Source organism: Rhodoplanes azumiensis, from assembly GCF_042682915.1.
GTDB classification, from domain to species: Bacteria; Pseudomonadota; Alphaproteobacteria; order Rhizobiales; family Xanthobacteraceae; genus Rhodoplanes; species Rhodoplanes azumiensis.
Genome location: NZ_JBHUIW010000037.1, coordinates 23131 through 35129, shown reverse-complemented (window position 1 = coordinate 35129; position 11999 = coordinate 23131). Strand labels below are relative to the sequence as shown.

Annotated in this window: 11 protein-coding genes; 5 read left to right on the top strand and 6 right to left on the bottom strand. The window is 72.6% G+C overall.

Translation table 11 applies throughout. The features are described 5' to 3' along the window. Nucleotides 1–143 precede the first annotated feature (143 nt). The 3 genes from ACFSOX_RS22150 to ACFSOX_RS22140 all read left to right on the top strand — a co-directional run bounded on the left by ACFSOX_RS22150 (nt 144) and on the right by ACFSOX_RS22140 (nt 2888). Nucleotides 144–935: an ABC transporter ATP-binding protein gene (locus ACFSOX_RS22150; RefSeq protein ID WP_378480001.1), complete on the top strand. Its 792-nt coding sequence runs from the start codon at nt 144–146 to the stop codon at nt 933–935. A gap of 24 nt (nt 936–959) precedes the next feature. Further along, on the top strand, nt 960–1775 hold the full coding sequence (locus ACFSOX_RS22145; protein ID WP_378480000.1) for an ABC transporter permease: 816 nt from the start codon (nt 960–962) through the stop codon (nt 1773–1775). 117 nt (nt 1776–1892) lie between these two features. Next, nucleotides 1893–2888, top strand: a complete 996-nt coding sequence (locus ACFSOX_RS22140; RefSeq protein ID WP_378479999.1) for a DMT family transporter — start codon at nt 1893–1895, stop codon at nt 2886–2888. Nucleotides 2889–2910: 22 nt separating this feature from the next. On the opposite strand, the gene ACFSOX_RS22135 is transcribed toward ACFSOX_RS22140, so the two are convergent. Next, nucleotides 2911–3519 carry a PH domain-containing protein gene (locus tag ACFSOX_RS22135; RefSeq protein ID WP_378479998.1) on the bottom strand — a complete coding sequence of 203 codons (609 nt, stop codon included), beginning with the start codon at nt 3517–3519 and terminating at the stop codon, nt 2911–2913. Between the two features lie 149 nt (nt 3520–3668). Between ACFSOX_RS22135 and ACFSOX_RS22130 the strand changes: the two genes are divergently transcribed. After that, entirely contained in the window at nt 3669–4658 is a 990-nt protein-coding gene (locus tag ACFSOX_RS22130; RefSeq protein WP_378479997.1) for a 2-hydroxyacid dehydrogenase, read from the top strand. 260 nt (nt 4659–4918) lie between these two features. After that, nucleotides 4919–5644: a protease inhibitor Inh/omp19 family protein gene (locus tag ACFSOX_RS22125; protein ID WP_378479996.1), complete on the top strand. Its 726-nt coding sequence runs from the start codon at nt 4919–4921 to the stop codon at nt 5642–5644. Nucleotides 5645–5656: 12 nt separating this feature from the next. Here ACFSOX_RS22125 and ACFSOX_RS22120 read toward each other — a convergent pair whose 3' ends face one another. The 5 genes from ACFSOX_RS22120 to ACFSOX_RS22100 form a co-directional block, all read right to left on the bottom strand. Beyond that, nucleotides 5657–6715, bottom strand: coding sequence for a GntG family PLP-dependent aldolase (locus ACFSOX_RS22120; protein WP_378479995.1), 1059 nt, complete (start codon nt 6713–6715; stop codon nt 5657–5659). Continuing rightward, on the bottom strand, nt 6712–7998 hold the full coding sequence (locus ACFSOX_RS22115) for a dicarboxylate/amino acid:cation symporter (RefSeq protein WP_378479994.1): 1287 nt from the start codon (nt 7996–7998) through the stop codon (nt 6712–6714). Before ACFSOX_RS22115 ends, ACFSOX_RS22120 begins: the two co-directional genes overlap by 4 nt. Next, nucleotides 7995–8711, bottom strand: a complete 717-nt coding sequence (locus tag ACFSOX_RS22110) for a GntR family transcriptional regulator (protein WP_378479993.1) — start codon at nt 8709–8711, stop codon at nt 7995–7997. The genes ACFSOX_RS22115 and ACFSOX_RS22110 overlap by 4 nt, the downstream gene beginning before the upstream one ends. A gap of 68 nt (nt 8712–8779) precedes the next feature. Beyond that, nucleotides 8780–10765, bottom strand: a complete 1986-nt coding sequence (locus tag ACFSOX_RS22105) for a MacB family efflux pump subunit (protein WP_378479992.1) — start codon at nt 10763–10765, stop codon at nt 8780–8782. A 4-nt stretch (nt 10766–10769) separates the two neighbouring features. Then, entirely contained in the window at nt 10770–11996 is a 1227-nt protein-coding gene (locus tag ACFSOX_RS22100; protein ID WP_378479991.1) for an efflux RND transporter periplasmic adaptor subunit, read from the bottom strand. Nucleotides 11997–11999: the final 3 nt, after the last annotated feature.

Genomic DNA, 11999 nt, shown 5'->3' with positions numbered 1-11999 from the left:
AGGTCCGAGTCGGGTGAGGGGGCCTCTCGTGGATACGGAGACGCCCCCTCACCCGACGTTCGCGCTGGAGGCGCGAACGTCGACCACTCCCCGCACGCGGGGAGAGGTGATGCGCGGCGGCTGCGGCGAGCGCAGAGTCTCGCATGACCTCGCCCGTCGTCGCGCTGCGCGGGGTGAGGAAAGCGTTCCCGACCGGCACGCTGGCGCTGGACGGGCTCGATCTCTCCGTGAATCGCGGAGAGTTCCTGTCGCTGGTCGGGCCGTCGGGCTGCGGCAAGTCGACGGCGCTGCGGCTGATCGCCGGCCTCGCGACGCCGTCCGCCGGCGCGGTCGTGTGGGGCGACGACGGGGGCGCGACACGAGCGCCGGCGCCCGGCGATCTCGGCGTCGTCTTCCAGGAGCCGACCCTGATGCCGTGGGCGACGGTCGCCGGCAACGTCCGGCTGCCGCTGCGTCTCACGCGTCGCAGAAGCAGGCTTCACGGCGACGAGGCCGAGGCGCGCGTCGCCGCCGCGATCGCCCGGGTCGGGCTCGACGGCTTCGCGGCCGCCTATCCGCGCGAATTGTCCGGCGGCATGAAGATGCGGGCCGCCATCGCGCGCGCGCTGGTCACCGATCCGCAGCTCCTGCTGATGGACGAGCCGTTCGCGGCGCTCGACGAGATCACCCGGTTCCGCCTCGACAACGCGCTCTCCGGCCTGTGGCAGGGGCTCGGCACCACGGTGGTGTTCGTCACCCATTCGGTGTTCGAGGCCGTCTATCTCTCCACCCGCATCGTGGTGATGACGCCGCGGCCCGGCCGGGTCGCCGCCGACGTCACGATCGACGCGCCGTTCCCGCGCGGAGAGACGTTCCGGACCTCGCCGGAGTTCGCGAGCCTGTGCCGCACGGTCGGCGGCGCCCTCGCCGAAGCGATGGGGGAGGCCTTCGCATGAGGATCTGCGCGTGAGCATCGTCGCATGAGTGGCGCGCCCGATCACGACGGACCGTCCGGCTGGCGCCGCGCCTCGCGCCTCGCCCGGCCCGTGCTGGCGCTGTTGATCGGCGGCGCCGTGTGGGAGATCGTCGTGCGTGCCCTCGACTTGCCGGCCTGGCAGCTTCCGGCGCCGAGCGCGATCCTGGCCACCCTGATCGCCGACCGCGCGATCCTGCTCGGCTCGCTGATGGTGACGCTGGAGACGACGGCGCAGGGTTTCCTGCTCGCGGTCCTGGGTGGGGCGGGCCTCGCCATCCTGTTCAGCCAGTCGCGGTTGATCGAGGACATGCTCTATCCCTACGCCGTGATCCTGCAGGTGACGCCGGTCGTCGCCATCGCGCCGATCCTGCTGATCTGGCTGCCGCAGCCCGTGGCGGTGCTGGCCTGCGCCTGGATCGTCGCGTTCTTTCCGATGCTCGCCAACACGACGCTCGGCCTGCACTCGGTCGATCCCAATCTCGACGACCTGTTCACGCTCTACGGCGCCTCGCGGCTCGAACGGCTCGTGCGTTTGCAGCTTCCCGCCGCGCTGCCTGCGATGCTGGCCGGCGCCCGCATCGCCGGCGGCCTGTCGCTGATCGGCGCCGTGGTGGCCGAGATCGCGGCGGGCTCGGCCGGCGCCGGCTCCGGCCTCGCCTACCGGATCGCCGAGGCCGGCTACCGGCTCGACGTGCCGCGCATGTTCGCCGCCCTGCTGCTGCTGTCGGCCGCCGGGATCGTCGTCTACGCGGTGTTGTCGCTGGTCTCCTGGTTGGTTCTGCGCCGCTGGCACGAGAGCACGTTGTCACGGGGCGTGTGACAGGCCTCGGGCCGGGCGGCATGGGAGCCATGCCGCGGATCTCCGGTCACCTCCCCGAAACGGCCACTGTTGCAGCATGGTGCTGCGCCGCTCTTCTCCGCCACGCTCGAAGGCTCCATGACCGCCCCGCCCGACCCGTCCTCGCCGCAGCCGCCCGCGCCGACGGATGTTTCCGCGGGCGACATCATGCCGGTGCCGGACCAGCCCGCGCCGCCGGCGGGGAGCGGGCACGACGCGGCCGCGCATGCGCAGCGCCTGCGGATCCTCGGCATCGTTCTGATGTGCGGCGCCGTCGCCTGCTTCGCCTGCCTCGATGCCACGGCGAAGTATCTGGGCCGCCATGTCGACGTGCTCGCCGTGGTGTGGGCCCGCTATGCCAGCGCCTTCGTTCTGGCGCTGCTGGTGTTCAACCCGATCACCCGGCCCGGGCTCCTGCGCACGCAACGGCCCGGGCTGCAGATCGGCCGCTCGGCGCTGCTGCTCGGCACCACGATCCTGAACTTCGCCGCGCTGAGGTTCCTGCAGCTCGACCAGGCCCTCGCCATCCTGTTCTCGACGCCCCTGATGGTCGCGGCGCTCGCCGGGCCGATGCTGGGCGAAAAGATCGGGCCGCGGCGCTGGGCCGCCATCGTGGTCGGGCTGGTCGGCGTGTTGATCGTGCTGCAGCCGGGCTTCGGCGCGGTGCATCCGGCCGCGCTCCTGTCGATGGCGTCGGCGGTCTGCGCGGCGTTCTACGCCATCGCGACCCGGGTGCTGTCGCGCTTCGATTCGGACGCCACGACGCTGTTCTACTCGAACCTCGTCGGCGTGCTGGTGCTCGCGCCCGTGATGCCGTTCGTGTGGACGACCCCGTCCGACCCGCTGCTGATCGCCCTGATGATCGGCTTCGGCGGCTTCGGCAGCCTCGGCCATTTCCTGCTGATCGTCGCCCACCGGCACACGCCGGCCTCGATCCTGTCGCCGTTCTCCTACAGCCAGATCCTGTGGACCACGATCCTCGGATTCGTGGTGTTCGGCGACGTGCCGAACCGCTGGACCGTCGCGGGCGTGGCGATCGTGATCGCCTCGGGCCTCTATCTCCTGCACCGCGAGCGGGTGCGCCGGCGCGGCTGAGGGGCGAGGCCGGGGAGGGGAATCAGCGTGCAGCGGCGGCCGGTGCGCTTTCGGTCAGCGCCGGAGCCGCCGTCGGCGGAGCCTGGACGACCGTCGCCCGGCCCAGCTCGGCGACCACCGGCCTCTGCGGCAGGCGCGCCGGAGGGTCGCCGGCGATGACGTGGCTGCGCAGCCGGATCGGCCCGGCGATGCGCTTCAGCCGGTCCGCCCCGATGCCGCAGGCGATGCCGTTCACGCTGACATTGCCGTAATCGAGCATCTGGCCGACGAGGCCCTGCTCGACGTCGATCTTCTCGATCCGATCGAGCGGCATCTCGCTGGTGGTCCGGCGCAGCAGGCCGGAACGGTAGATCACCCGGCGGTCCGTCACGGCGATCTCGGTGACGCGGCGGCGGTACCAGGCCCGCCCCAGCAGCACCACGGCGAGGCCGAGGAGTCCGGCCGACAGCGCCGGCCACAAGATGTCGACATGCTCGCCGAACTCCGCCGCCGCATAGGCATAGGCGGTCCAGCCGGCGCAGCCGGCGCCGAGCAGCCCGAGAAGGAGACCGGGCACGTAGAGCACCCAGTGCCGGCCGGTGCGGAACCGTACCGTCTCGCCCGGCAGCAGAACGGTGTCGACATAGCCCATGCGCGCGCGATCTCCCCGGCTCGGCGGCCGTACCCATACCGCGTTTCGCCGAAGGGTGGAATCGGCCGGCCGACGGTCGCGGCGCCTTGCCGGGGCCGGCCGCCCGCTGATAAGCCGGGTCGACGTGCAGGAACCGGCAGGAGCCCCCGATGGCGACCGACACCGCAGGCGACACCCCCGATGTTCTCCTGGTCGGGACCGCGAAGCCGATCGTCGTCGGCGGGCTCGACCCGATCGTCCGCCTGCACCGGCTCGTCGAGGCGCCGGATCGCGAGCGGTTCCTGGCCGACGTCGCCGGCCGGGTGCGAGCCCTCGCCGTCACCCATTCCGGCAACCCGATCGATCCCGCCTACATGCAACGCTTCCCGAAGCTCGAGATCGTGTCGAGCGTCGGGGTCGGCTACGACCACATCGACGCGGTCTGGGCCGGGCAGAACGGCATCGTCGTCACCAACACGCCCGAGGTGCTGGACGAGGAGGTCGCCGACACGGCGCTCGGCCTGCTTCTGTGCACGGTGCGCGAGCTGCCGCAGGCGGAACGATATCTGCGCGCCGGCAAGTGGGTCGAGGCGCCGTTTCCGCTCAGCCGCGCGACGCTGCGCAACCGCACCGTCGGGCTCGTCGGCATGGGCCGCATCGGCCGCGCCATCGCACGCCGGCTCGACGCCTTCGGGGTGCCGGTCGTCTATCACACGCGCCGGCCCAACGCCGCGGTGCCGTACCGCCACTATCCGGCGCTCCTCAACATGGCGCGTGACGTCGACACGCTGGTGCTGATCCTGCCGGGCGGCCCGACCACCCGGAACCTGATCGACGCCGCCGTGCTGAAGGCGCTCGGGCCCGACGGCATCCTGATCAACATGGCGCGTGGCTCGGTGGTCGACGAGCCCGCCCTGATCGAGGCACTGAAGAATCGCACCATCTTCGCGGCCGGCCTCGACGTGTTCGCCAACGAGCCGCATGTTCCGGCCGAGCTGGTCGCCTTGGAGAACGTCGTGCTGCTCCCGCATCTCGGCTCGGCCTCGGTCCACACCCGCGCCCGCATGGACCAGCTCGTCGTCGACAACCTCGCCGCTTGGTTCGCCGGCAAGGGGCCGGTGACCCCGGTGCCGGAGACGCCGTGGCCGCCGGCACGGTGAGGCTGGGCGAGTGATGGGTCTCGTGTCCCGGGCGCGGCGCGTCGCGCCGCGAACCGGGACCAAGGGGCGACAGGGGCAAGGCTCTTCCGGTGCGGCCCCTGGGCCCCGGCTCTGCGGCGCATCCGGCCTGCGGCCGGCCGCGCCTTGTCCGGGGCGCGCCGTCTCCGGAGCACCCCGTGGTTCTTCGCCGCCCAAAGATGCGCTAGCCTGACCGGATGCGAACCCGAGCTCTTTCGCGCGCCGCGCCGTCCGCTCTCTTGATGCTGGTCGCCCTCGTCGCGGCCGGCCCCGCCGCCGCCCAGTCGCCGGCGCCCCCGCCGGTGTCGCCGCGACCCGTCGCGCCGGCCGCCAAGCCGCCGGCCCCGCCGCCGAGCGAGGCCGCCCGCACGGTGGCCGGCACGGCGTGGGAGTTCTCCAACGCCGATCGCGACCGGCGTTGCACGGTCGGCTTCAAGACCGACGCGGCCGGGTCGCTCGGCATGAAGATCGACTTCGACAAGGCTTGCGCCGGGGTGTTCCCGTTCCTGCGCGACGCCGCCGCCTGGACGCTCGGCGAGAACGACTTCCTCCGCTTCGTCGACGTTCGCGGCAAGCCGATGCTGGAGTTCAGCGAGGTCGAGCAGGGCCTGTGGGAGGCGCCGAAGCCCGGCGAGGGCATCCTGTTCCTGCAGACCGTGGCGTCGGTGAAGCCGCCGGCGCCGAGCCAGGCCGAGATGGCGGGCGACTGGACGCTGCGCCGCGGCGGCCGTGTGCTCTGCCCCGTGACGCTCGCCACCACGCCGGCCGGCGAGGGGTTCGCGGTTCGGCTCGGGCCGGACTGCGACGCCGCCGTCACCCGCTTCGCCCCGTCCGCCTGGACCATGGACCGCGACGAGCTGGTGCTCACCGGCGCCGGCGCCCGCACCTGGCGGTTCGAGGAGACCGAGCCCAAGACCTGGCAGCGCGTCCCGGAGACCCGCGACCCGCTCCTGATGGTCAAGCGGTAGACGGCGGGATGGTCAGGCGGCCGCCGCGAAGGCGGCGATCACCCGGTCGGCCGCGGCTGGGTCGATATGGCGATGGGTGACGAGGCGGAGCTGTGCGGCGCCGCTCGCCTGCACCAGGATGCCGTGTCGCGCGAGCGCGGCGGCCCAGGCCTCGGCGTCGTGCCGCGTGCGCGACACGTCGAGGCGCAGCATGTTGGTCTCGACGGTCGCCGGATCGACGAGGGTTTTTTCGAGCCCGGCGAGGCCGGCCGCGAGCCGCCGCGCCACGGCGTGATCCTGCGCCAGGCGGTCGATCATCGTCTCCAAGGCGACGAGGCCGGCGGCGGCGATCACGCCCGCCTGCCGCATCGCTCCGCCCAGCATCCGGCGCAACGCCCGCGCCCGCGCGACGAACGCGACCGAGCCGGCCAGCAGGCTGCCCACCGGCGCGGACAGGCCCTTCGAGACGCAGACCATCACCGAGTCGACCGGGGCCGCGATCGTCGCGGCCGGGACGCCGAGCGCCACGGCGGCGTTGAACAGCCGCGCGCCGTCGAGATGGACCGGCACGCCGCGCCGCCGCGCCATCGCGCCGACCTCGCCGACGTGGTCGACCGGGACGACGCGGCCGCCGGCGCCGTTGTGGCTCGTCTCCAGCCACACGAGCCCGGCCCCGACCCGTCCGGCCGGGGCGGTCGCGAGGGCCGCGGCGAGGGCGGCGAGATCGTAGCACCCGGCACGGCTCGCGACCGAGCGCGGCACCACGCCGGCGACCCCGACCAGCCCGGCGATCTCCGACGTCGCCAGATGGGCGAGCGGATCGACCAGCACGTCGTGTCCGGGCCTCACATGGGCCAGCACCGCGAGCAGGTTGCCCATGGTGCCGCTCGGCACGAACAGGGCCGCCTCCTTGCCGACCATCGCGGCGGCGAGCCGCTCCAGCCGGACGACGGTCGGGTCGCCGTCGCGGCTGTCGTCGCCGAGCGGCGCCGTGCGCATCGCCTCCAGCATCGCCGCCGTCGGCCGCGTGACCGTGTCGCTGCGCAGATCGATCGCGCCCGCGCTGCTGTGGTCGTCGGTGGCCCCGCTCATGCCTCGGCCGCCTCGCTCGCGACCGCCGCGGAGACCGGTGCCGCGGCCGGTGTCGTCGCGGCGTCGTCCGCCGTGGTGGCAGCGAAGCGCTGCACGAGCTTCACGGCGACCGTGTTGCCGAACACGTTGACGGCGGTGCGGCCCATGTCGAGGAAGGCGTCGACGCCGGCGATGATGGCGAGCGCCTCGACCGGCAGGCCGATGGCGGTCAGCACCATGGCGACCGCGACGAGCCCGCCGGACGGCACGTTGGCCGAGCCCTTGCTGGCGATGGTCGTCACCATCAGGATGGTGAACAGGGCCGAGCCGGTGAGCGGAACCCCGTAGGCCTCGGCCAGGAACGTGACGGCGAGCGCGAAATACATGATCGAGCCGTCGCGATTGAAGGCGTAGCCGAGCGGCAGCACGACGCCGATGATGCGCTCCGGCACGCCCATGGCGCGCAGCTTCTCCATGTGGACCGGCAGCGTCACCTCGGACGAGCGGGTCGAGAAGCCGAGGATCACGGGCTCCATGATGGCCCGCGTGACGGCGATCGGCCGCTCGCCGATGGCCGCGAGGATCAGCCAGAACACCAGCACCAGGATGATCAGGCCGAGATACATCACGAGCACGAGCTTCGCGAGCGCCGTCACGGTGGCGAGCCCCTGCGAGGCGAACAGCCACGCCACGATGGCGAACACGGCGATCGGCGCCGTCGACGTGATCCATCGGGTGATCTTGAACATCGCCTGCATCACGGCGTCGAGCAGCGCGACGACCGGCCGGGCGGTCTCGCCGAGGCTCGCCAGAGCGAGCCCGAACAGGATCGAGAAGACCAGCGTCGGCAGCACTTTCTGCTGCGCCATCGCGGCCAGGATGTTGGACGGGATCATGTCCAGGAAGAACGACACCCAGTCGACCGACACGGCGAGGTTCGCCGGGATCTTGCCGGTCGCCACCAGCGACGCGCCGGCGCCGGGATGGAACAGCGCGTTGAGGCCGAGCCCGATCAGGATCGAGACCACGGTCGCGAGATAGAAGTAGCCGAAGCAGACCACGGCGATACGGCCGAGCGTGTGGAGCTCCCGGCCCATCCGGTAGATGCCGAGCGTCACGGTGGCGAACACCACCGGGATGACGATCATCTTGATCGCCTCGACGAAGGCGGTTCCGAGCGGGCGCAGCGCCGTGCCGAAGCCCGGCCACATCAGGCCGACCACGAGGCCGAGCGCCAGGCCGGCCAGCATCTGGACCGCGAGCGGCCAGCGGAACGGGTCGAGGGAACGGGCGCGTGCGCTCATGTGGGGCTCTTCTGTCGCGATCGCTTCGGTGCAGGGCGGGGGGAGGGGGCATCGGCCGAGGGGAGCGGAAGCCCGAGGGCCTGGAGGCGGGCGTCGAGCGCGCCGAGGAGATGCCGCCACATGCAGCGCTGCGCCAGCTCGGCGTCGCGCGCCGTGACGGCGGCGTGAATGTCGAGATGCTCGCGCACCGCGACGCGGGTGCGCTCGGCGCTGTAGCGGGGCATCTGCCGGAGGGCGAGGCCGCTCTGCGCCCGCAGCGCCTCGTAGGCGGCGGTCAGCCGGCCGTTGCGGGCGGCGCGGAACAGCGCGTCGTGGAAGGCCCAGCCGGCCTCCTGGGCGGCGGCGACGTCGAGATCGGCCGCCGCCGCGAACGGGCGCAGCGCCGCCGCGCAGGCGTCGAGCTCCTGGGTCGGCCCGCGGCAGGCCGCCAGATAGGCGGCGAGCCCTTCGAGGCCGAGCCGCATCTCGTGAATCTCCCGCAGATCCTCGAAGGACAGCCGGCGCACGACGGTGCCGCGCATCGGATGCACGACCAGGAGGCCGTCGCGGGCGAGCGCCTTCAGGGCCTCGCGCACCGGCGTCCGGCCGAGCCCGAGCGTCTCGGCGAGGCTGCGCTCGGACAGCGGCGCGTCCGGATCGAGGGCGTTGCGGACGACGAGGTCGCGGATTCGCGCATAGGCGTCGTCACGGCGCAGCGAGGGAGGCTTCGTCATGGCGCCAGTAAACTGGCATACCAGTGGTGTGTCAACGCGCGGAGAGGATCGCGACCGCGCCGGTGCGCTCAGTCCCGCGACAGCGCCGCGACCGGGTCGAGCCGGGCGGCGTTGCGGGCCGGCAGCCAGCCGAAGCCGACGCCGATCAGGGTCGAGCAGACGACGGCGGCGGCGATCGCGGTTCCCGAATAGACGAGGCCGATGCCGGGCCCGAAGGCGGCGAACACCGCCCCGAAGCCGAGCGCCACGCCGATGCCGAGGAGGCCGCCGATCAGGCACACCAGCACGGCCTCGATCAGGAACTGCTGCAGGATGTCGCTCCGCCGGGCGCCGACCGCCATCCGAACGCCGATCTCGCCGACCCGCTCCGACACCGACACCAGCATGATGTTCATCACGCCGATGCCGCCGACGATCAGCGAGATCACGGCGATGGCGGCGATCAGCAGCGTCAGCACGGCCGTGGTCGAGGTGATGGTGCGGCGGATGTCGTCGGTGTTGAGGATGAACACGTCCTTGGCGCCGTGGCGGCGGCCGAGCAGCTCGATCACGGCCTGCTCGGCGAGCGCCGTGTCGGTGTCGTCGTCGACCCGCACCGTGATGCTGCGCAGCGTCGTGGTGCCGAGGATGCGGGCCTGCACGGTGGTGTAGGGCAGATAGACGGACGGGTTGGCGCTGGAGCCGAAGCCCGACTGCTGCGCCTTGGTGACGCCGATCACCCGGAACGGCACCTTGCCGACCAGCAGGGTTCGGCCGACCGCGCCCTCGGCGACGTCGGCGAACAGCGCCTTGCGGGTGTTCTCGTCGATCACGACCTCCTGGGCCATGGTCGCGACGCTCGTCCCGTCGAAGAAGCGCCCGTCGGCGAGCTTGGTGCCCTTGACGTCGAAATACTGCTCGCCGACGCCGTTGATCATGGCGCTCACCTCGAGGGCGCCGTGCCGCAACGTGCTGTTGGTCGAGACGGTCGGCGTCACGCCGGCCACGAAGGGCTGCTCGGCGAGGGCGCGCGCGTCGGCGACCACGAGGGTCTTCACCTTGGCCGAGCGCACGTCGCCGAAATCCTTGCCGGGGAAGATCTCCAGCGTGTTGGTGCCGAGGCTCGCGATGTCGGACAGCACCTTGCGGCGCGTGCCCTCGCCGAGCGCGACGACGCAGACCACCGAGGCGATGCCGATGACGATGCCCAGCATGGTCAGCACGGTGCGCAGCCGGTGCGCGTTCATGGCGAGCAGCGCCATGCGCAGCGCCTCGCGGAAGCGGTCGGCGGCGGCGCGCCAGCGCGACGCCGGCCCGGCCGGCGCCGCGGCGCCCTCCGGATCCGGCCGCCGGGCGCGGCCGTCGCGCACCCGGCGGTCGGCCGTGACGACGCCGTCGTCGATCTCGACGATGCGCTCGGCCCGGCGCGCCACCGCCATATCGTGGGTGACGACGACGACCGTGGTCCCTTCCGCGTTCAGCTCGTCGAGGATCGTCAGCACCTCCTCGCCGCTGGCGCGGTCGAGCGCGCCGGTCGGCTCGTCGGCGAAGACGACGTCGGCGCCGTTGACGAGCGCCCGGGCGATCGAGACGCGCTGCTGCTGGCCTCCGGAGAGCTGGCCGGGCCGGTGGCCGAGCCGATCGGCCATGCCGAGCCGGCCGAGCAGCGCCGCCGCGCGTGCCTTGCGGTCGGCCGGGGTCGCGCCCGCATAGATCGCCGGCATCTCGACATTGCCGAGCGCCGAGAGCTCGGCGAGCAGGTGATAGCGTTGGAACACGAAGCCGAAGCGTTCGCGGCGCAGCGCGGCGAGCGCGTCCGGGTCGAGCGTCGCGGTCTCGCGCCCGGCGATGCGGTAGCGGCCCGCGGTCGGTCGATCGAGGCAGCCCAGGATGTTCATCAGGGTCGATTTACCGGAGCCGGACGGCCCGACGATCGCCACCATCTCGCCGGCTCGGATCTCGAGGTCGACGCCGGCCAGCGCCGCGACGACGCCCTCGCCGGCCGGGTAGTCGCGCCGGACGCCCTCCAATGCGATCAGCGGAGCGGCCGCGCCGGCGGGGGTGTCGGAGGCCATCGCGTCAGAATCCCATCGGCGGCGGCGGACCCATGCGGGCCTGGACCTTCGCCTCGCCGCTGCGGCGGCCGGTGACGACGCGCTCGCCCGGCTGCAGGCCGGCGCGGATCTCCGCCGTCGCCTTGGTGTCGAGCCCGACCGTGACGCGGCGGGTCTCGATCGCGCCGTCGGGGCCGACCACCTGCACGGTGCGGCGGCCGTCCGGCTCCTTCGGGCCGAGCGCCGCCGACGGTACCAGCGGCACGCCCTTCGCGGCGCCGAGCACGATGTGCACCTGCGCGGTCATGTAGGTGCGAAGCCAGCCGTTCGGGTTCGGCACGTCGAACACGCCGATGTAGTAGATGGCCGAGGTGCTGGTGCTGGACGACGAGCCGCTCGACGACGAGGACGAGCTCGACGTGGTCGAGAAGCTCGAATCCGACTTGATCGATTCCGGGGCCGGCTCGATCGCCCGCAGCGTGGCGTGGAAACGCCGCTCGGGGTCGCCCAGGATCGTGAACCAGACGTCTTGGCCGGGTCGCACCCGGACGATGTCGGCCTCCGAGATCTCGGCCCGCACCGTCATGGTGTCGAGCCGGCCCAGCACCACGATGGTCGGGGCCGACTGGACCGCATTCACGGTCTGGCCCTGCTGAGCGACGATCGCCAGCACGGTGCCGTCGATCGGCGCCGTGATCCGGGTGTAGCCGAGATTGACCCGGGCGGTCTCCACCTCGACCTCGGCCGCGACGATCTGGGCGTCGAGCTGGGCGATCTGGGCTCGCGTCGCCTTCACGGCGGTCTCCGCCGCGTCGAAGTCGGCGCGCGACGACGCCTTCTGCGCAAAGGTGATGTTGTGGCGTGCCAACGTCGCCTCGGCCTGGACGAGGTTGGCCTCCTTCTCGACCCGCTGGGCGCGCTTGTCGTCGAGCGCCGCGAGCGCGGTGCGCAGCGTGTTCTGCTGGGTGAGCGAGTCGATCTCGGCGATCAGGTCGCCGGTCTTCACCGTGTCGCCGAGCTTGACCTTCAGGGCGACGATGCGGCCCGACGCCTGGGCGCCGACGGCGACCAGCTCGACCGGCTTGAGCATGCCGCTCGCCAGCACGGTCTCCTCGATGTCGCCGACGGTCACGGCCGCCGTCATCAGGTCGGCGCCGGGTGGCGGCGCGACGGCGGCCCGAACCGCGACGGCTGCGACGGCGGCGACCGCGAGCGTCGCCGCCATCCCGACGAGACCTGTGCGACGGGTCATCGC

Coding starts and splice junctions, on each gene's coding strand:
- ACFSOX_RS22150 (WP_378480001.1), top strand. CDS start 144: ATGACCTCGCCCGTCGTCGCGCTGCGCGGGGTGAGGAAAGCGTTCCCG.
- ACFSOX_RS22145 (WP_378480000.1), top strand. CDS start 960: ATGAGTGGCGCGCCCGATCACGACGGACCGTCCGGCTGGCGCCGCGCC.
- ACFSOX_RS22140 (WP_378479999.1), top strand. CDS start 1,893: ATGACCGCCCCGCCCGACCCGTCCTCGCCGCAGCCGCCCGCGCCGACG.
- ACFSOX_RS22135 (WP_378479998.1), bottom strand. CDS start 3,519: ATGGGCTATGTCGACACCGTTCTGCTGCCGGGCGAGACGGTACGGTTC.
- ACFSOX_RS22130 (WP_378479997.1), top strand. CDS start 3,669: ATGGCGACCGACACCGCAGGCGACACCCCCGATGTTCTCCTGGTCGGG.
- ACFSOX_RS22125 (WP_378479996.1), top strand. CDS start 4,919: ATGCTGGTCGCCCTCGTCGCGGCCGGCCCCGCCGCCGCCCAGTCGCCG.
- ACFSOX_RS22120 (WP_378479995.1), bottom strand. CDS start 6,715: ATGAGCGGGGCCACCGACGACCACAGCAGCGCGGGCGCGATCGATCTG.
- ACFSOX_RS22115 (WP_378479994.1), bottom strand. CDS start 7,998: ATGAGCGCACGCGCCCGTTCCCTCGACCCGTTCCGCTGGCCGCTCGCG.
- ACFSOX_RS22110 (WP_378479993.1), bottom strand. CDS start 8,711: ATGACGAAGCCTCCCTCGCTGCGCCGTGACGACGCCTATGCGCGAATC.
- ACFSOX_RS22105 (WP_378479992.1), bottom strand. CDS start 10,765: ATGGCCTCCGACACCCCCGCCGGCGCGGCCGCTCCGCTGATCGCATTG.
- ACFSOX_RS22100 (WP_378479991.1), bottom strand. CDS start 11,996: ATGACCCGTCGCACAGGTCTCGTCGGGATGGCGGCGACGCTCGCGGTC.